Raw genomic sequence first — 20919 nt, 5'->3', positions numbered from 1 at the left:
TTTATCTTTAATTTAATTTAATATTTGTTTGGTTTCCATTTATATCTATTTTAAAAATATTTCCGTCTGGTTCAACTGTAATAGATCCTGATGGACCATATGCTTCACCTGCTTTTGCATCTTCTGCTGATCTGACACCAGATCTCTGAAAAAAATCTTCAGGAGTTGTAATTCTTTCAATACTTTTTGTTTCATTACCTGGAATTATTTTAGTCGTTTCCATTTTTAACCATCCTTCAATTTTTCCGGCATCAAAAATAGCATTATTTGATTTTATTATTTTTCCTGCTTGAGAGCTTGTCAATTGACCAAATCCAACATCTAAATCACTTGTTAGAGTATAATTACCTCTTATTCTACTACCACCAAATATAACAGAAGAGTTTCTAGAAAATGCCTGTTTTAAGATAAATGTTGCTTGATCTTTTGAGAGACCAGGTATTATTTGAGATAATTTATCTGATGCTTCAGTAATTATTTGTTCTGTTGTTTTAATTGAAGAGGGAATAGAAATATCTTCTTCTTCAATCTTGCTCTCTCTGGAATTTGTTTCCTTTTCTTTAGGTGATTTTGATTCATCTAAATTAGTATTTTTGACCGGTTTTTCACCTTTAATTTTCTCAGTTTCTTCTAGCAAACTTTTCACCTTTACAAGGTCATTATCTGCTATTGCTTTTTCAAGTTCAATAGCCAGCTTGTCATCTTTAGCTAAAGTTTTTGCTTTTTCAAAGGTATTTTTAACCAAAAGCAATTGTTCAGGGGTTAATCCTGTATCACTTATGAGTTTGGCTAGTTTGAGTTCGGCTACAAAACTATCAAATGTAACAATTCCTTTCCGAATAGCAAATACTGCTCTGGCTAATAATTCGCCTGTTTGTGCTAAACCTGGTATTGTTACGTAAGTAAGTTGCCTTGCTTTTACAAAGCCAGCCAGTATTTTTTGCTGTTGGGCTTGTATTTTAGCCTGTTTAATAATATTTTCCCTTACTTTTATTTCAAGACCCTCGATTTTAAGTAGATCACTTTCTAATGTGGCTAATGCTTTAGTAGCATCGTCGGCATCATTAAATGCTTTGGCTGCCACAGAAATAGGTTTAGCTGATCTTAGTATTTTTGCTAATGATCCTGCATCTAACGCAGCACCCGCAATGGCGAGCACCAGCCAAGCCAGACTTGGATCGTCACCTTGCAGTACCTGTCCGACTTGTATTGAGGCATCATATAGACTTTGGTTTAAGTTATAGTCATGAATCTCCTGTTTTACATAATATGTACTAATCGCTAAAGTACCTCCGCTGGCTAAAATAGCTAATAAAAATGGAGTGGCCTGTCCTAAAGATACAATGGAAAGAATGATACCTCCGGCTATAAGAATAATATTTTTTATAAGTTCATATTTAGCTTCCTGCCGGACTTTATCTTGTATAACTTTTACAGCATTTTTATTGCTGGAAATACCCGCTTGTTGTATAGAAATAGGAATAAGTTCTCCTAAATCCCAAATGAAATCTAAATCCTCATCTATTATATTTTCTTCAGCTTCATTTATTTTTTCCAACTGTGTTATAATACTGTTTTTTAAATCAGTTATAATTTGTTCGTCGGTTTTGAAATCAAAATTTTCCCAATCAGGGGCCCATTCTTGCTTTTCGGCTTTCAGTCCTTTATTGTTGAAATCATCACCTATTGATAAAATAGGAATAGATCTGTAGATTTCATTTCTGGCAGAGTATTTTCTTTCAATTCCTGATGCTTTATTTATTTTTTGATCATGAATGTCTGTTGCATAAGGATCCCTGCCAACAGCATCGTATGCTTCTTGATATAGCTTTTGCTGCTCTTTAAAACTAGGCAGACTAGCTTGTATGGCAGTCATTTGTTTTTTATAAGCTTCTATACCGGTTTTAAGTTCCTGTAATTTATTTTTATGTTCTCCATATGGCAACCAAATACCATGTCTCTCTGCCTCAGTAAGAATTAATTTCCTGTTAATTTGAAGCATATAAAGAGCCATTTCTTTTCCGAATTTTTCAAACTCTTCAATTAATATGTCTTGTGCTTCGCTATTTTTAGGAGTTTTCTCTAAAAGCGCAGCAGCTTTTTTACCCTTTGGAGATAGTTCGGGTGCTTTTAATGATTTTAATTTGTTTTTTAGTGCTATATATTCACTATCCTCTGTAATTTTACTGTATTCGTTGGTTAAAAATTTGTTAAGTTCTTCTCTGTTAATTTCCTTTTCATTTTTTTTATCTTTATCATTGTCTACAATTCCTAATAATTTTTGCTTTAAAGCTTCTCTGGCAGATTCGTTTTTCGGTGCTCCAAAGAAAAGATTATCCAGATATTTCTCAAGAGGTACATTTACATTTGTTGGTGCGCCTGCTTTGATCTCTCCTGCAAAGTTTATTCTACCGTCTTCGCCCCAGCGTTCAGCTACTTTTATCGCATTCTCTTTACTGCCACCATATACTGCCTGATAATAAATAACGTATCCTTCAATTGTATTTCCTTTTGGGATGTTTGTAGTGGGAATGAAGCTAACAATTAAACAATAATCAAGTGCATGTTCAGGGTTACATTTTTTTAATTTTATAGGATCTTTGCCTGTTTGGAAAGATGATTGAAAAAGTTCATGACTTTCAAGCTTAGATTCTAAAAGAGATGCAGGTTCAGATGTACCTTTATTTCTTTTGTCCGATTCTGCTTTTTTATTTGGTAATGTGGCTTTTCTGATAGTTTCCCCTTCATCTAAATTTTTTGTTACCTCATTCATTTTCAACAAAGTTTCCTTATCAAAGATTCCAGAGCCTGTAATCCCATTTTGTTGTTGGAAATTGATCAGTGCAATTTTAGTCTTATCTCCAAAAGAAACTTCGTTTTCGGGTACATTGTGGCCTAATGCGTTGAGTGCGTTATTCAGAGCCAATACATGTAATCCGCTGTTGGAAAACTGTATGCTGGATGAACCTTTTTCGATTTTTTTAAATGCCCTGTTCCTGAAAGGGACATACGTTATTTGGGTAACTTCTGTTTTTGCGAGAGATATTTTGCTGTCCTGATCGGTGATCTGCTCAGACTTTTCTTTATCCTCTTTATTATTGGTTTTTTGCTTATCGGACCTGCCGGCCCTGGGCGCAAATGTTTTTTTGTGTCTGCTCATGGTATTGGTTATTAGATGAGTGTTTATTATGCTGTGCTAAGGGTTTTGTACAAATGGGCTGAGACGGGATTGATTTTTTCCGAAAGCTTTTTCGTTTTCTATCATTAAATAAGTACTGATTAGAGAATAAGTAATAATGGTTTCATTACGGTCATGTAATGCCATAGCAACATTTTTCATAATGTTTCGGATATTAGCACCTGTATAAGTATACTCTTTGGTTAAATGTTTTAAAAGGTCTTCACTTTCAAAAGTCATATTTTTAGGCAAATAATGCTCCCAAAGGGCTTTTCTGGTAATTTCTGTCGGTCGTATTACATTGATAGAAACATCGATACGGCGTTTGAAAGCATCATCCATATTGTTTTCAAAATTGGAAGCCAGAATTGTTAATCCGTCAAATTTTTCTATTCGCTGCAACAAATACGAAACTTCCTGGTTGGCGTAGCGGTCATGAGCATCTTTTACATCAGAACGTTTCCCAAACAAAGCGTCGGCTTCATCAAAAAACAGCATACAGTTTTTACCCTGCAGCCTGTTGAATAATACTTCAAGATTTTTCTCAGTTTCACCAATGTATTTGCTCACTACCTGTGAGAGATCTACATGATACATATCAATACCAAATGTAGTAGCAAGAATACCGGCCAGCATCGTTTTTCCCGTTCCCGGTGCACCGTAGAATAAAGTAATAAAGCCTGGTTTAAAGCTATGCTCATTGGTTTTGAAAAAGCCGTTTTCCAATGCTTTTATATAGTGGCCAATGGGTTTTATCTGATCTTGTACATTATCTTCCAAAATAATATCTTCCATGGTGAGATCAGATTTGTAAAGCCTGCCGGGAAAGTAAGAACCATGGTCCAGCTGTGGTTTCTGACCTGATAAAAAATAATTGAGATAAGCGGTATCCAGTTCAATCTTTCCATGAATAAATTCTGCTGAAGAACGATTGTAAATAATATCATTTTTTAACAACACACTGCCATTGATGAGTTGTGCACCATACTGCGACCACAGTGATAAATCCTTACCTGCCAGCAAAAAAAGTGCGGTTTGAAAAGTTGGCTTAAAGCTGCGGCTGATTTTATCATACTCACCACCTGCTTCAATAGCAAATGCATTACTGCTTTCTTCTATCTGTACAAATGTTTTCAGAACGGACGGATAATGAGCTGAAGCAATGCCCAGCGCTAAAATTATTCTGTCCACAACGGTAAGCTGATGGGTGTTTACCGTAACCGAATAAGGAGATTTATCGTCTGATTTTGGAGGTTCAGGTATTTCATAACCAACATTCAATTCTGTCTCATCTTCCAGAAACAACTCTTTGCATCGCTTTTCAATAAGGAATTGCAGCCATTTCATTTCTTCATTTAAAGAGTTATGATTTACAGTATTAGCTTGGAATAGGGGATTGATTGTTTCCGTTTTTTCATTAATTTTTGTTTTTATTAATGACGGGTCTTCATGGTTAATAGGAGATTTCATAATCTTATTTTGAATTAATAGTGTTGCAGTGAGGTATTGCTGATGTAAAATCAGCAACTTTAGAGTATTTGGAAAGTTTCAGAGTATTTAGAAAATGTAACCTGTTACCAGTTTACAAATATGAATTTTTTCTGCCAGGGGAATTTTACGAGACCAATTCCCCAGGAAAGCTTTTCAAGAAGAATATCCTGTGTTTTTCGTTCTACGATAAGGGTGTAATCAGAGTCGGTAATGGTTAATTTCCCCGGTCGCTGGAAAAACTCGTTTTGTAATAGTGCAGCAGATGATTTTTTCATAGGAGCCCAGTTGTGCTGTACACTTTCTATTACATTTTTGGCCTGTGTTTTATGCTTACGTGAAAGTTTAATATGCCTATTAATTGTTTGGTGCATCGGAATATTACACAGAAATTTTTCAAAAATCATGTCGTATTCCGGAGCATTTGTTTTTCCGGCAGCGATATAATGCAATAGATGGGCACACAATTCCGGATCAGTGAGTTGCTGGGTTTTTGGATCAATGAGCTCACAATGTTCAAACAGGGTTTTGATGAATGGGTGGATCAAAATAAGCCCTGCATTTTGAATGTATTGTCCCTCGTTCTGGTTTACCTCTGCCTGAGTTTCTGTATCTTTTTCCTGAATGGTTTCTATTAAAACTGTTACATTCTCAGGTAGCTCTGCAGCATTCGTTTTGATGCTTTCAGAAATTTCATTTTCTGTAATAAAAGGGAATATCTTAACTACTTTTTTCCTGTTCTGATGATTGCTTTTTGTTTGTGATAAGCCAATCTGTTCTATTGTTGAAATTTCCTGTAAAAGATACTCCCGTGGATGGGTATTGGATGTATTCAAATACTCCGATATTACATTGAAGATCAAACGCCATATTGCAATTCTATCCGTATGATTCAGTTTTGATATATAATGTATTGTATCGGTGTCCAGGTTAATATTTAATTCCTTATTTTTCAGAATTGCCAAACATAATTGTGCAATTTGTTCATTGGAAAACTGATTAATAATCCGATTTTTAACATTTTCTTTTGACAAAACAGATAGAATGCTCCTTTGAAAATTATCGGCCGAAATAAGCCGGTCAAAAGCCGTTGATTCCAAAATAGCCATATTATTACTCTCCGAATTCCACCAGGGCATAGCTCCTTTTTCTAAAAAATAGATAAAAGCCCTGAGCATCTTTTCCTGATTGTCTATCAGGTATGCCTTAGTGTCCCTTTCTGTTTCCTGATGGGAAGTTTCAATGGGACTGGTAATTTCTGACAGTTCTTCTTTAAAAAGTTCAACTATCTGATCTTTTAACTCTGTATTTAATGCGCTGCTTTTTACATCCACATTTAATTCTAAACGGGGAATCTGCAGGGTCTGACCAGCTAATTTATATTCTAAAGCTTTGATATGCTTTTCTATTTCCGGAAAAACATCAATAGACAAAAAGCTGTTAATATCATCTTTTATATGCAATGCTTTTTCTTTATTGTTGACGGTAATTTCAAGAAAAACTTTCTGAATGATATGATTTTGCTTCACATTAATAGGTTTACATTATAAAATATCGGGAGTAGTCAAATGGTTTTACTTTTGGTTGAACTCTCCACCCCAAAAACCTGCAGGACAAAGACTGAATCTTGATCTCTGTTTAGCACTCAATCTGCATCCACAGCCTCTGATAAACCCATCTTTTGGACCATCTACCACTTCCAGTGTCTCTGGATTGAGCCATTTCATTGCGTTGCAATTGTTGCCGTTTTTTAAAGGACATGCATTACAAATTTCTTCCCTTAAAGAGAAAATAGCTTCTTCATTTTGATTTGCTGCCCCCAGTTTTGAGCGTAGTTCGTTAAAGTGGCCTTCAATGATTTCATTGCGCTTGCTGAAAAGATTTTTAATATTCATATGATTAAAGTTTTTAAAATTATTGGGTCAAAATTAGAAAGAAGAAAAGCCATTTTGCGAATTATAAGACCGTTCTATTCTGTCTTTGCAGTAAAACACAAAAATCATTTCGTGGTGATGCGGGTTTACAATTTTTAGAACTTGTTGGGTAAAAAATGTGGTACTCCTAATCAGGAATGCATGTGCTTTTTTGTAGAATTAATACTTCTTGTAATCAAAATTCAGAAATGCAGGACCACTAAAAATGACCATTTAGTTAATGGATAATCTTATGTTGAAAAATGATGCTTTTTAAAAGCAGAATGAGCCTCAATCACCAGGCTGAAAATTTAGTATAATTAGTCAAATAAAATCTCTGGTCTTAGATTTAATTTTTCAATATTGATTTTAATATGTTTATTTTCAGTGTTTTAATTGTGTGTTTTTTCGTTTTTTTTTAAAAGTGTTAAAATCCTATTTACTGCAAAGACTGTATTGAGGCCTCAAAATATTTGTCTTTTGAGGGGGGGGGATTGTATGTTTGCACCATAATAATTAAGAACAGAAATTATGATTAATAAAGTATTAACAGTTTTAAAAAATCAGCTAAATGCTCCGGATGGTTTATGGGATCCTAACGTTCCTAACGAAATTGAAATCGCTGTTGTTGATGACATTGCAAAACATGATGACAATACTGAGGGACTTAATAACAAAGTAGTAATCAGTCTGCTCAACATTGAGGAAGAATCAACATTGAAAAACAGGTCAAGGTATCAGCAGGTTGTTGTTGAGAACAATCCAATTCGATACGATAAAGAAAGTACACCAGCTTACTTAAACCTATATGTAATGATTGCTGCCAACAGAAGTACCTATAGCAAATCATTACTAAGTATTTCAAAAGTGATTGAGGTATTTCAGGCAAAAAATGTTCTGGAGTATGTGGATCTTGAGCCCGAAAACAACTTCAGTTTCAGAATTGAACTGCATTCAATTCCCTTTGAACAGCTAAGTTACGTCTGGGGACTATTAGGCGGAAAAATAATGCCATCTGCCTTATATAAAATAAGTGTGATAAAAATTGCGGCTAAGGATGTAATCCCTGTTAAATTAATTAATGACGTTAATATCCAAAGTATTAAAATTGATTAATCATAAAAGCAAAAACTAAAACTAATAACCCTTTAAATTTTTAAACATGTTAAATTCAGCAACACCAGGTGTTTCTGTTGAAGAAATTACAAAACTTCCATACTCAGTTGCCTATATAGAAACAGCTATGCCAGCGTTTATTGGGTATACCGACCTACTCCCTGCCGGGTATAATGAACCCTTCAGAATCAATTCTCTTTTAGAATATGAACAATATTTTGGAAAAGCAAAAAAAGAAAATATCCAACTAAAAGATGTAGAAGGCCAGGGAGCAACTATTGTAGCCCCTCAGGTACAGTTTTTAATGTACTATTCGCTGCAAATGTATTTTGCTAATGGCGGCGGACCGTGTTATATCATTTCTGTAGGGGATTATACATCAGCAGAAGTACAATTATCCTCATTGGAAACAGGACTGGGTAAGATAGATCATAAAAATATTAAAGAACCGATTCTTATTATTTTCCCTGATGCTATTTCGTTAACCAATGAATCTGAGTTTTATAGTATCTATAATCAGGCAATTGATAAAGCTAAGGATGAGAGTAAGAACAGGTTTGTTATCCTGGATACCTATTACGGAAATTCTATCATCAAATCAAACAATCTTACCACGATTGAATCTTTTAGAAGTAATATAAACCCAACTAATCATGCGGCGGCTTACTTCCCTCACTTAAAAACCATTTTGAATTATACTTTTGATGAAACTAAAACCCCTATCACCCATGCCGGTTTACAAAAAACAGGGCAAGGAAGTGCTCTTTTTTATGCGGGTGAGATTTCTGCTTTAGATGAATTGAAAAGGTTGGCAAGTGCCGAAATCTCAACGGGATCTGCCGATGCTTACGTGCTTGCTGATTTATTAGATCAGGCTATTGCGATAGCAGAAGAAGTGAATGAAGCAGCGGATGCAGGTGATAAAAAAAATGCTTTAACAGAAGCAATTGATGAAGCAAAAGTTGTTTTAGAAGCCATATATGACGGAATAATAGATGATTTTGTGATCCCTGATGGTTTTGACGAAGATGCACCTGTTTTCAGTGGAGAGTTTGATGCATTAAAAGCTGCAATTCTTGAAGTAAAAGACGAAAAAGGAGATGCAAACGGTATAACGCTTAAAAATTTAGAATTATCCAATTCGGCACTTTACAATCAGGTGAAAAAAGAAATACTGTCGTTAAAAGTTGTTTTACCACCATCATCAGCAATTGCAGGAGCATACGGCAGAATAGACAGCACAAGAGGAGTGTGGAAAGCTCCGGCAAATATCAATATTAGCCATGTCATTACTCCGACAGAAAAAATTTCAGATCAGGAACAATCTACTTTAAACATAGATGATTTCGGAAAATCAATCAATGCAATCAGAACTTTTACAGGAAAAGGTACATTAATCTGGGGAGCAAGAACACTTGAAGGGAAAGATAAAAATAATGAAGGGAAAGATAACGAATGGAAATATGTACATGTACGCCGTTATTATAATATGATCAGACAAGCGATCAACGAAGCACTCAATAAGTTTATTAATGAGCCTAATATCCCTCATACATGGTTACGGGCAAAAACAATGCTGGAAAATTTTCTTAACCAGCAATGGATGGAGGGTGCATTAGCAGGCAGCACTCCGAAAGAAGCCTACGAAGTAACAGTTAAGGGAGTAGAAGGCACTACTATTATGAATGTTGACCTTAAAATAGCATTAGTACGTCCGGCAGAGTTTATTGTACTCAGTTTCTCGCACAAATTACAACAGTTCTAAAAAATAAAAACAATAAATCAATCACGAATAAATATTCGAAGTTTTACTTCGAGGAATAATTAATATTAACGTAAAATTTTTAAAAATGAATTACAAAACCCCTGGAGTTTACGTGGAGGAGCAAGGAAAATTTCCCCCTTCCGTAGCGCAAGTTGAAACGGCTATCCCTGCTTTTATTGGATATACAGCGGATGGACCGAAAAATAAACCAACGAGAATTGTTTCGATGTTGGAGTATGAAGAACTTTTTGGAAAAGCAAACTCTGAAATCTTCGCTGTAGCTTTCAAAGATGGTGTTGCAACAGCAATGCCAACCAAGGTAAGCGACTTTAAAATGTATTATGCCATGCAGATGTATTTTGCCAATGGTGGTGGCCCTTGCTATATTGTTTCTGTAGGAGATTATAAAAGTCCGGAGGCTGTAGATGCTCCTACACCTGCAGAAGCTTTTTTATCAGGTCTTGAATTATTAAAAAAAGAAGATGAACCTACACTGATTGTTTTTCCGGATCTTCAAAGTTTAGTGCCTTCTGATGCTGATGTTACTGCTGCTCAGGCTGTTGTTACTACAGCTTTAAATGCTAAAAATGTTGCTTCCGCAGCTAAAGGTATTGCAGGTGTTGTTGCAGGTGCTGTTGCAGGTGCTAATGTAGAAGCGGCTGTTGATGCTGCAGTTGCTAAGGCGGCGGAATTTAATGTTCCTAATCCTAACGATTTACAGATTGTGGGAGCTAAGGCTGGTCAGGCTGTTGTAGTGGCGGTTAAGATTGCTGCTGCTGTAGATAATGCTACTGTTGCTACTGTTAAGGCAGCAGCTGATGAGGTTGCGGCTGATTTTGAGACAGATTTTACTACGGCTTCGGCTATGGAGACTGATGCTCTTGCTGCCAGCAGCATTGTTACTGCCAGAGCAGGTAATTCTGTTGCGATTGGCAAAATCTATGCTTTGTACAGCAAGGCTTTAGATCAGGCAGAATTGTTAAAAGACAGGTTCGTCATTATGGATGTTCTTGAAGATGCTGCTGATTTTAGAGATAAAGTATCTTCTACAGGTCTGAAATACGGAGCAGCTTATTATCCAAAATTGAAGACTGTTCTAAGCTATGATTTCAAAGATGCTGATATCTTAGTTACCGGTGCATCTGGTATCACAACTTTAGCGGATTTGAAGACTGTTAATTCTGAAATGTATAACCAGGCTAAAAAAGCAATCGAGTCTACATCAGTAGTATTGGCACCGTCATCAGCAATGGCCGGAGTTTATGTAAAAGTAGACAGTACTTCCGGAGTATGGAAATCGCCTGCCAATTTAGGGCTTAGTTTAGTAGAAGCACCAGCAGTAAAAATCTCCAATAAAGAACAAGATCTGCTTAATGTAGATGCTGAATCAGGAAAATCAATTAACGCGATCAGAACTTTTACAGGAAAAGGAACGATGGTTTGGGGAGCAAGAACATTAGACGGTAACAGTAACGAATGGAGGTATGTACCTGTACGTCGTTTCTTCAACATGGTAGAAGAGTCTGTGAAGAAAGCTACAGAACGTTTCGTCTTTGAACCGAATACGGCCAATACATGGGTTCGTGTACAGGCTATGATCGAAAATTTCCTTGACCAGCAGTGGAGAGACGGTGCATTGGCAGGAAGCAAGCCGGAAGAAGCTTTTTACGTAAGCGTTGGTTTACACAAAACAATGTCTGCGCAGGATATTTTAGAAGGAAGAATGATCATTGAAATCGGAATGGCAGCAGTACGTCCGGCTGAATTTATTGTGTTACGTTTTTCACACAAATTACAGGAAGCATAAGCTAAATTAAATAACAAATAAAAATAAATACATTATGAGTACATATCCATTAGTAAAGTTTGCCTTTGAAGTAGATTGGGGCGGAACAAAAGTAGGTTTTCAGGAAGTCAGCGGTTTAAATGTTGAAGCAGCTTTAATTGAATACAGACATGGCGCAAGTCCTGATTTCAGTAAGATTAAAATGCCTGGAATGAAAAGTTTCAGTAATATCACTTTAAAGAGAGGAACTTTCAAAACTGATAACGAATATTTCGACTGGTTCCAAAGTATTCAGCTAAGCACCGTAGAGCGCAGATCTATTACGATTTCTCTTTTAGATGAGACAGGAGCGCCTGCAGTTACATGGAAAGTGAAAAATGCATTCCCGCTTAAGTTACAGTCAACAGATCTGAAAGCTGAAGGTAACGAGGTTGCTATTGAAACGCTGGAAATTGCACACGAAGGATTAACTATTGAAAACAATTAATATTAACTTTAAATTTTTAACAAATGAATTACAAAACACCTGGAGTTTACGTAGAAGAAATTGCGAAATTCCCACCATCTGTAGCACAAGTAGAAACAGCTATCCCGGCTTTTATCGGACATACGGATAAAGGACCAAGAAATGAACCCACAAGAATTTCTTCTATGTTGGAATACGAAACGATTTTTGGAGGAGCAAAAAATGAAAAAACAGCAATCTCTATTAAGATTGAAGATACAGTTGTTACTGCAAATATAGATAATACCAAGGTAAGCCCTTACAAAATGCATTATGCTATGCAAATGTATTTTGCTAATGGTGGTGGACCATGTTATATTGTTTCAGTAGCTGACTATGAAAAAACTCCTGCATTAGGAACGGAAACAGTTGCTGGAGGTCTGTGGTTCGGATTGAAATCACTGGAAAAAGAAGATGAGCCAACGCTTATTGTTTTCCCGGATGCTGAAGTTTTAGGAGCAGATGCTTATAAATTATACAATAAAGCTTTAGATCAGGCAGAAGACTTGAAAGACAGGTTCGTTATTATGGATGTTTTTGAAGATGCTGCTGCTTTTAGAGCTGGAGTAGATGCTGCAGGATTAAAATATGGAGCTGCCTATTATCCAAAATTGGAGACTGTTTTAAGCTATAGCTTTGATGATAAAGACGTTAAAATCGATAGCTATAAAGAAGTAAATGCTGCTGGAGTTCTTGTGGACGTTACAATGCCTCAAAATGGAAATACCTTAGCATGGTTGAAATCAAGAAGTTCAGCATTGTATAACCAGGCTAAAAAAGAAATTGAATCTAAAAGATTGGTATTGACTCCATCTTCATCAATTGCCGGAATTTATGCTAAAGTAGACAGTACTTCCGGAGTATGGAAAGCACCAGCCAACTTAGCAATCAGCAATGTACTGGCACCTGTTGTAAAAATTTCTAATGAAACGCAGGACGGCCTTAACGTAGATGCGGTAGCAGGAAAATCAATCAACGCGATCAGAACTTTTACAGGAAAAGGAACGATGGTTTGGGGAGCAAGAACATTAGACGGTAACAGTAACGAATGGAGGTATGTACCTGTACGTCGTTTCTTCAACATGGTAGAAGAGTCTGTGAAGAAAGCTACAGAACGTTTCGTCTTTGAACCGAATACGGCCAATACATGGGTTCGTGTACAGGCTATGATCGAAAATTTCCTTGACCAGCAGTGGAGAGACGGTGCATTGGCAGGAAGCAAGCCGGAAGAAGCTTTTTACGTAAGCGTTGGTTTACACAAAACAATGTCTGCGCAGGATATTTTAGAAGGAAGAATGATCATTGAAATCGGAATGGCAGCAGTACGTCCGGCTGAATTTATTGTGTTACGTTTTTCACACAAATTACAGGAAGCATAAGCTAAATTAAATAACAAATAAAAATAAATACATTATGAGTACATATCCATTAGTAAAGTTTGCCTTTGAAGTAGATTGGGGCGGAACAAAAGTAGGTTTTCAGGAAGTCAGCGGTTTAAATGTTGAAGCAGCTTTAATTGAATACAGACATGGCGCAAGTCCTGATTTCAGTAAGATTAAAATGCCTGGAATGAAAAGTTTCAGTAATATCACTTTAAAGAGAGGAACTTTCAAAACTGATAACGAATATTTCGACTGGTTCCAAAGTATTCAGCTAAGCACCGTAGAGCGCAGATCTATTACGATTTCTCTTTTAGATGAGACAGGAGCGCCTGCAGTTACATGGAAAGTGAAAAATGCATTCCCGCTTAAGTTACAGTCAACAGATCTGAAAGCTGAAGGTAACGAGGTTGCTATTGAAACGCTGGAAATTGCACACGAAGGATTAACTATTGAAAATAACTAATCATGGCAGTTTTATATCCTCCAACCAGTTTCTCTTTTATTGTTAATGGGATTTCAACAACAGAGGGTATTGACTCCAGATTTCAATCTATATCTGGTTTATCAACAGAAATTGGAACTGAAGAATATGCCGAAGGAGGCGAAAACAGGTTTACGCACCAGCTTCCTTTGAGACCCAAATATCCTAATCTGGTTCTTAAGCGTGGGTTAATCGTAAGTTCCGGATTGATAAGCTGGTGTAGAAATGCGATGGAAAACTTCCAGTTTGAACCCAGAGACCTGATCATTACTCTTTCAGGCGGGATTCAGTCTACAGCACCCCTAATGGTTTGGAATGTAGTTGGAGCATATCCTGTAAGATGGGAAGTATCAGAATTCAACGCAGAAGAAAGCAAACTTGCTATTGAAACAATAGAACTGAAATATAGATATTTCACAATACCCTCATCGTTAGCAAGCTTAGGCTTGTAATTTCTAAATCAAATCTAAGCACCCGAACGTGTGTTAGTTTAAAGATAATATTTACCCAAATCTTTTTTCATAAAAAACAACAGATTGGTCTATAACAGAGACTGAACACACCCTTCATGTGCTTAGATTTTTAAAAATAAACATGTTAAATCATTGGTTATTAGTGTTTTGAATATTAATGATCGATTAAAAAACAAACAAAATGCCAATAGAAATAAAAGAGCTTCACATTAAAATAAATGTGGACGAAAAAGCAGAAGCAACGACGACTGGCACATCGGTAGATGAAGCACAGCTCATGCGCGCAATCAGCGAAAGTGTAGAACAGGCAGCAAAGATAGAAAACCGTAAAAAAGAAAGATAATGAGAGGAGCAATTCAAAAACTGACAATCGGAACATACGAAAACTCTGATTATGAAAAAAGAGTTCAGAGCGGTGCTTTTAAAGCTTTTATCAATCCGACAGGTTTTTCTATGACCTATAAAACGAAATATAATAAAGATCAGGCAGATGGTAATTCTAAACCTAATTTAGGATACACCTCATCAGCATCACCTGATTTACAATTAGAATTTCTATTTGATGGGACAGGAGTTACAGAAGCGAATTCAGGGCTTAAACTGATCAATAAAATTAAAGGGAAATCGTTTGCAAAAACAGCTGTAACAAAACAGATTGAAGATTTTTATAAGGCAACAAGCGAGCTGGAAGGTTCTATCCATAAACCTTATAATGTTATCCTTAATTGGGGAAGTTTTGAATTTAAAGGAGTGCTTTCTGAATTAACGATAGAATATAAATTATTTGATAACGAAGGCCAGCCTCTGAGAGCTATAGGAAAGGCAACATTCAGTGAATCAACAAGTCCTAAACTTGCCGGTAAAATTGAAGATAAACAATCTCCGGATCTTACCCACAAAAGAACAGTACAAGCTGGCGATACACTGCCATTAATGACTGAAAGAATTTACGGAGATTCCAAATATTATCTGGAGGTCGCTAAAGTAAACAATCTTGTCAATTTCAGACAGCTAAAACCAGGGCAGGAATTATTCTTTCCGCCATTAGAAAAAGTTTCATGATATGAATAATAGCGGATACATACAAACAGCAAAAAATCCAGATTTAGTCACCCATAAGGTCATGTCTGGAGGCACAGAACTGCCGGGGAAGTACGGGGTGAAAAGCATTGTCGTGGAAAAAGAAGTCAACAGAATTCCTTATGCCCGCATTGTTATTTTAGACGGAAGTGTACCGGAGCAGGATTTCAAGCTCAGTAATGAAGAGCTGTTGATTCCCGGAAAAGAAATTGAGATTACCGCTGGATACCATTCTGAAGAAGAAACCATTTTTAAAGGAGTTGTTGTAAAACACAACATAAAAATCAGAAACGGTTCTTCTTACCTGATTGTAGAATGCAGAGATAAGGCCGTAAAAATGACCTTAGGAAGAAAAAGCAAGTACTTCTACGAAAGCACAGACAGTGATGTCATGGAAGAACTCATTAGTAATAACGGGCTTACTGCCGATGTTGAAGCTACTTCAAATTCACATAAGGAATTGGTTCAGTACCAGGCTTCCGATTGGGATTTCATGCTTACCAGAGCGCAGGCAAACGGTAAACTTTGTTTCGTTGAAGATGGAACCATCAAAATTGCTAAGCCTGATTTTAGTGCTGAAGCCGTAGAAACGGTGGTTTACGGATCATCCATACATGAATTTGATGGAGAAATTGATGCCAGAGACCAATTCAGTAAAATTACAGCCAAAACATGGAGCTATACTGATCAGGAACTTACAGAAGTTGAAGCTCAGGATCCGGCGATTAATCTCAACGGAAATCTTTCATCAGGTGATTTGGCAGATGTTTTCGGAATTGAAGACCTGCAGCTTAAGCATGGTGGAAATCTTACTCAGGGAGAACTGCAGGAATGGGGTGATGCCAAAGCAACTTTCCAGCAATTAGCCAAAACAAGAGGAAGAGTAAAACTCCAGGGAATCCCATCTGTGATACCAGGAGCTTCATTAACACTGCAGGGAGTAGGGAACCGTTTCAACGGGAAAATATACGTAACCGGTGTCCGCCATGAAATTGCTGAAGGAAATTGGCTGGTGGATGCTCAATTCGGACTTTCTCCAACATGGTTTTCAGAAACCTATGATGTAAGTGAAATGCCGGGTTCAGGAATTATCCCTGCCATAAGCGGATTACATGTAGGAGTAGTGTCTCAATTGGAATCAGATCCGGACGGAGAAGACAGAATTTTAGTGCAGATCCCCATCATCAATAACGAAGAAGAAGGAATTTGGGCACGTATTGCTACTCTTGATGCCGGAGAAAACAGAGGATCATTCTTCAGACCGGAAATCGGAGACGAAGTCATCATCGGATTTATTAATGATGATCCCAATGATGCCGTGGTACTCGGAATGCTAAACAGCAGTGCAAAACCGGCTCCTCTTGTAGCTTCTGACGATAATCATGAAAAAGGATTTGTTACCCGAAGCGAAATGAAAATGATCTTTAATGACGACAAAATTTCGTACACACTGGAAACCCCAAAAGGTAAAAAAGTGATTGTAGATGAAGATGCCGATGTCATTACAATAAAAGATGAGCATTCTAATACTCTTACCCTTAATAAAGACGGTATCAGTATGGAAAGCGGAAAAGACATTAAGATCAAAGCAAAAGGCGACATTAATATGGAAGGAACCAATATCAATGTAAAAGCAAGTGCTCAATTCAAAGCAGAAGGAAGTTCCGGTTCAGAGCTTAAATCAGGAGCAGTAACAGTAGTAAAAGGATCTCAAGTTAAAATTAATTAATAATCATGAAACCGGCAGCAAGAATTACAGATATGCATACCTGCCCTATGGTAACGGGAACTGTTCCCCATGTAGGAGGTCCTATAATTCCGGCAGGAGAACCCACAGTGCTTATCGGCGGAATGCCCGCAGCAAGACAAGGAGACAAAGCATTATGTACCGGGCCACCGGACACCATTGCTTCAGGATCTTCAAGTGTTTTAATAGGCGGGAAACCTGCCGCAAGAATGGGAGATTCTACCGCTCATGGAGGGGTAATAACCGCGGGTGATGCTACTGTTTTAATAGGCGGATAATATGGAGGGCAGCTTTTAATACAATCATAAGCTCTCTTAGAAATAACATCTGAACTAAAATAAAAATGTAAAACATCAATAACAAAACGGTTAGAATAACCAAAAAACTCTATGCTACAGATGCAAGATGTGAACATTAAATATAACAAATAACGTATGAAAATAAATACAGATTTTTTAGGAACAGGCTGGAGTTTTCCGCCTGAGTTTAACGAAACTGAAGGAAAACTGGCCATGACCACAGATGTAGAAGACATCAATAACAGCCTTAAGATTTTATTGTCAACACGCCCAGGTGAACGTGTAATGTTCCCAAACTACGGGTGTGACTTGCAGGAAATGCTCTTTAAACCGCTGGACTTAACGCTGATTACCCAAATGAAAGGAATCGTTGAGCGTGCTATTTTATATCATGAACCCAGAATAAACATTCTAAGTATTGAAATAGATGCTCAGGAAGAGCTTCAGGGAGAAGTTTTGATACAGGTTGACTACGAAGTAAGAAATACTAATACAAGAAGCAATATGGTTTTCCCTTTTTACAAAGGAGAAGCTACCGAAATATAATGAATTACGGGATGTCTGTAGCCATTTTGAATACTACCAAACACTACAATAAGTATTGCATCTGACCATAGAAAGATAAATATAAACAAATGAAAAAAACAGATACATTTTCACATTATCGTGAAGGAAAATCACAAATGCAGCGCTTTTTAGCAGAATTAGATCCTGGGAATCTTGAGTTACACGATTTCGATTTGTTTGACTGGCTATTATTCGCCAACAATTTTGCTCAACGTGTAAACTATTTTGACAAAGGTAATAATACAACACCAAAAGGAAACTGGGGAAACTTCTTCCTGGGTGATGATGCCAATGCGATCCCACGCAGAGAGAGCGTTGAGTATAAAAGTATGAAAAAACAGGTTACAGATCTTATGTCCCAGTTTGAACAGGATAGCAGCCTGACCCCTCACCTGACATTATTTGTCTGCTTTTTAAAATTATTAGATTTCTCAAAAAATGCCTTCAATAATCTGACTAAAAGGCACCTGGATTTCTATTATAACGAAATTCTTCAAATTGAGAAAAACGACGCCAAATCAGACAAGGTCTATGTGATTTTTGAACTCGCCAAAAAAGCGATTCAGGAAAAAATTCCAGTCGGTACATTGCTGGATGGAGGTAAAGACGCTGATGGAAAAAAACGAATCTACACTACAGGTGATGAACTTATTGCCAATCAGGCAAAAGTAGTAGAGATTAAAAGTTTCTTAAATGATGTTGAAAAAAGAGAACTGAAAATGGCTCCGGTAGCGAACTCTGCTGATGGTATGGGAGATAAATTACCGGAAGACAGCAACTACTGGTGGCCGTTTGGATATAATTCTGATGAAACCGTTTCAAATAAATCTATTTATAAAGAACTTCCAAAAGCTAAACTGGGTTTTTCAATAGCCTCTTCATTATTAGATTTAAAAGAAGGGGAACGTACAGTCACTCTTAAGATCGATTTTAATAAAAATTCAACCCAGAAATTACAAAATCTTTCAAAAACAGATATTGAAAATAATATCAAAGTGCTTTGCAGCGGGGAAAAAGAATGGTTATCAGGTGTTGTTTTAAAATGTATTAAAAACGAAGAAGCAAGATTAGAACTTTCTTTTACATTATCTAAAGATTTCCCGGCAGTTGTAAAATATAATAAAGAAGTGCTGGCAGAAACATTTCAAACCAGCTTTCCTGTTATAAGATTGATGATTGAAGGAGAAAAATATTACGATATGTACGAAGCTCTTTCAGAAAAATTAATAAAAAATATTGAAATAGCAGTTGATGTAAAAGGCGTAAAATCAATTCAGATAGAAAATGACAACGGAACATTAAATTCAGAAAAGCCTTATTATCCTTTTACCGCACAACCTGTTAAAGGATCTAATTTTTATATCAAATGTCCTGAAATGTTTTCCAAAAAATGGCAGAACGCGGACATTACGATCAACTGGAAAAATGCTCCGGATTCTATAAAAGATTTATATAGCGGATACGTCATTCAGCCTAATCAAAACATCAGTTTAAACGATTTTGAATCTTTAAAAAACTCCTCAATTGTAGGTTCTGATGGTTACTTTAAAGCAGATGTCGCCTTGCTGGATAAGGAAATCTGGTATGAAAAAGCCAATGATATTGATGTATTCAGTAAAGTAAGAGACGCTTATAAAGTCCAATTTTCTGTAAATAATACAAGCAATGAGGCCGGGACAAGTGAGACGATCAGGTTGACACTTAATCAGTCATCATTACAGGATGTATATCCTAAACTGTATACATTGGCATTATCAAGTAATCCGAGTTTAAAAAAACTTATTCCCAACGAACCGTATATTCCTTTTGCTGAAGATATAGAGCTGAATTACAGCGCAAAAGAAAATGCATATTCGTACTTAGAAAGAAAATCTGCCGGAGAAGCTTCAAAAAATAAAGAAGTACAGCTGTATCATGAGGATGTATTCGGACAGTATGAAAAAGAAGTCGAAACCAACAGCATTGTACCTGTACATCAAAATGGAGGCGAATTATACATCGGTTTGGAAGCAATGCCTCAGACGACAGTTTCACTATTGATTCAAATGCTGGAAGGAAGTGAAAATCCTTTGGTAGAGACCTTCCTGGAAAAAGAATATATAGAATGGCATATCCTTTTAAACAATACATGGATGAGTCTGTCGAATTATATGCTGCAGAACGAGACCAGAAAGTTCCTGGAATCAGGGATTGTCAAGTTTAAAGTGCCTAAGGACGTTGATAAAAGCTACACAAGATTTGCCGACGGATTAGTCTGGATCAGAGCCAAATCACAAAGAAGTTATGATGCAGTATGTAAAATTCAGGGAATCTATACGCAGGCTGTTTTAGCGACATTCCAGAATCAGGACAATGACCTGTCTCACCTTAATAACGGACTGGAAGCAAAAACTATTGCTAAACTTATCACAAGAGTTCCTCAGGTAAAATCGGTTAGCCAGCCTTATAACTCGTTTGACGGTAAATACAAAGAAACCGATACTGAGTTTTACAGACGGGTAAGTGAACGATTGAGACATAAGCACAGAGCTATTACCCAATGGGATTACGAACATTTGGTATTACAGGAGTTCCCGGAAGTCTTTAAGGTAAAATGTTTAAATCATACTTCCGAAACTTCCTATATGGCTCCGGGCCATGTAACCCTGATGGTGGTTCCGAATATTAAAAATAAAAATGCTTTTGATGTCTATCAGCCGAGAGTAAGCCGAGCTTCGCTAAATAAGATTCAGAATTATGTAAATGAATTAAATACAATGCATGTGAAAGCTCAGGTGATCAATCCCAATTACAAAGAAGCGAAAGTAGAAACAAAGGTCAAGTTCTTTGAGCAGTACGATGAAACATTTTACACCAAACAGCTGGACGAAGATATTAAAAAATACATATCGCCCTGGGCTTTTACAGACTCTGAAAATATTGATTTTAATGTAGAGTTGAATGTTAATCAGTTGGTTAACTATCTGGAGCAGCTGTATTATGTAGACTACATTGATGATATTAAAATATTGGTGAACAATGTTCCGCAAAGGCAGTCTTTAATCGAAGTAGATCCAAAATCAATTCTGGTATCTGCCAAACAGCACAATGTCACTATTACAGAGCAGGTATGTATTTAATAATAAATAAGAAGAAACAT

The 20919-nt window shown here is 36.6% G+C and carries 17 protein-coding genes; 13 read left to right on the top strand and 4 right to left on the bottom strand.

The window, feature by feature from the left end; all coding sequences use genetic code 11:
* Positions 1–7: 7 nt before the first annotated feature.
* The 4 genes from ACTJIP_RS01360 to ACTJIP_RS01345 form a co-directional block, all read right to left on the bottom strand.
* Complete coding sequence (locus ACTJIP_RS01360) at positions 8–3160, bottom strand: peptidoglycan-binding domain-containing protein (protein ID WP_440704012.1); 3153 nt, start codon at positions 3158–3160, stop codon at positions 8–10.
* A gap of 36 nt (positions 3161–3196) precedes the next feature.
* Positions 3197–4648 carry an ATP-binding protein gene (locus ACTJIP_RS01355; protein WP_440704011.1) on the bottom strand — a complete coding sequence of 484 codons (1452 nt, stop codon included), beginning with the start codon at positions 4646–4648 and terminating at the stop codon, positions 3197–3199.
* A 104-nt stretch (positions 4649–4752) separates the two neighbouring features.
* On the bottom strand, positions 4753–6195 hold the full coding sequence (locus ACTJIP_RS01350; protein ID WP_077418668.1) for a contractile injection system tape measure protein: 1443 nt from the start codon (positions 6193–6195) through the stop codon (positions 4753–4755).
* A 45-nt stretch (positions 6196–6240) separates the two neighbouring features.
* Positions 6241–6561: a hypothetical protein gene (locus tag ACTJIP_RS01345; RefSeq protein WP_077418669.1), complete on the bottom strand. Its 321-nt coding sequence runs from the start codon at positions 6559–6561 to the stop codon at positions 6241–6243.
* 549 nt (positions 6562–7110) lie between these two features.
* On the opposite strand from ACTJIP_RS01345, the gene ACTJIP_RS01340 reads away from it, so the two are divergent.
* The 13 genes from ACTJIP_RS01340 to ACTJIP_RS01280 all read left to right on the top strand — a co-directional run bounded on the left by ACTJIP_RS01340 (position 7111) and on the right by ACTJIP_RS01280 (position 20899).
* On the top strand, positions 7111–7695 hold the full coding sequence (locus ACTJIP_RS01340) for a DUF4255 domain-containing protein (RefSeq protein ID WP_077418670.1): 585 nt from the start codon (positions 7111–7113) through the stop codon (positions 7693–7695).
* 46 nt (positions 7696–7741) lie between these two features.
* On the top strand, positions 7742–9460 hold the full coding sequence (locus ACTJIP_RS01335; protein ID WP_440704010.1) for a phage tail sheath family protein: 1719 nt from the start codon (positions 7742–7744) through the stop codon (positions 9458–9460).
* An 85-nt stretch (positions 9461–9545) separates the two neighbouring features.
* Positions 9546–11267, top strand: coding sequence for a phage tail sheath family protein (locus ACTJIP_RS01330; RefSeq protein ID WP_440704009.1), 1722 nt, complete (start codon positions 9546–9548; stop codon positions 11265–11267).
* A 34-nt stretch (positions 11268–11301) separates the two neighbouring features.
* Positions 11302–11733 (top strand): phage tail protein, encoded by a 432-nt coding sequence (locus tag ACTJIP_RS01325; protein WP_047378138.1) that lies wholly within the window; start codon positions 11302–11304, stop codon positions 11731–11733.
* 23 nt (positions 11734–11756) lie between these two features.
* The gene (locus ACTJIP_RS01320; protein WP_077418674.1) at positions 11757–13130 is read left to right on the top strand and encodes a phage tail sheath family protein; all 1374 of its coding nucleotides are present in this window, start codon (positions 11757–11759) and stop codon (positions 13128–13130) included.
* A gap of 34 nt (positions 13131–13164) precedes the next feature.
* Positions 13165–13596: a phage tail protein gene (locus tag ACTJIP_RS01315; RefSeq protein ID WP_047378138.1), complete on the top strand. Its 432-nt coding sequence runs from the start codon at positions 13165–13167 to the stop codon at positions 13594–13596.
* Positions 13597–13598: 2 nt separating this feature from the next.
* Positions 13599–14066, top strand: coding sequence for a phage tail protein (locus tag ACTJIP_RS01310; protein ID WP_047388278.1), 468 nt, complete (start codon positions 13599–13601; stop codon positions 14064–14066).
* 202 nt (positions 14067–14268) lie between these two features.
* Positions 14269–14430, top strand: coding sequence for a DUF5908 family protein (locus ACTJIP_RS01305; RefSeq protein WP_175627276.1), 162 nt, complete (start codon positions 14269–14271; stop codon positions 14428–14430).
* Positions 14430–15149, top strand: coding sequence for a CIS tube protein (locus ACTJIP_RS01300; protein ID WP_077418675.1), 720 nt, complete (start codon positions 14430–14432; stop codon positions 15147–15149). The genes ACTJIP_RS01305 and ACTJIP_RS01300 overlap by 1 nt, the downstream gene beginning before the upstream one ends.
* Position 15150: 1 nt before the next feature.
* Positions 15151–16896, top strand: a complete 1746-nt coding sequence (vgrG, locus tag ACTJIP_RS01295; protein ID WP_077418676.1) for a type VI secretion system tip protein VgrG — start codon at positions 15151–15153, stop codon at positions 16894–16896.
* 5 nt (positions 16897–16901) lie between these two features.
* Positions 16902–17192 carry a PAAR domain-containing protein gene (locus tag ACTJIP_RS01290; RefSeq protein WP_077418677.1) on the top strand — a complete coding sequence of 97 codons (291 nt, stop codon included), beginning with the start codon at positions 16902–16904 and terminating at the stop codon, positions 17190–17192.
* Positions 17193–17348: 156 nt separating this feature from the next.
* Complete coding sequence (locus ACTJIP_RS01285) at positions 17349–17759, top strand: GPW/gp25 family protein (protein ID WP_077418678.1); 411 nt, start codon at positions 17349–17351, stop codon at positions 17757–17759.
* An 89-nt stretch (positions 17760–17848) separates the two neighbouring features.
* Positions 17849–20899: a baseplate J/gp47 family protein gene (locus ACTJIP_RS01280; RefSeq protein ID WP_440704008.1), complete on the top strand. Its 3051-nt coding sequence runs from the start codon at positions 17849–17851 to the stop codon at positions 20897–20899.
* Positions 20900–20919: the final 20 nt, after the last annotated feature.

It is taken from the genome of Chryseobacterium sp. 22543, from assembly GCF_052044565.1.
Taxonomy (GTDB): domain Bacteria; phylum Bacteroidota; class Bacteroidia; order Flavobacteriales; family Weeksellaceae; genus Chryseobacterium.
The sequence above is the reverse complement of the archived record's forward strand: the minus strand, read 5'-3'. Positions and strand labels throughout refer to the sequence as shown.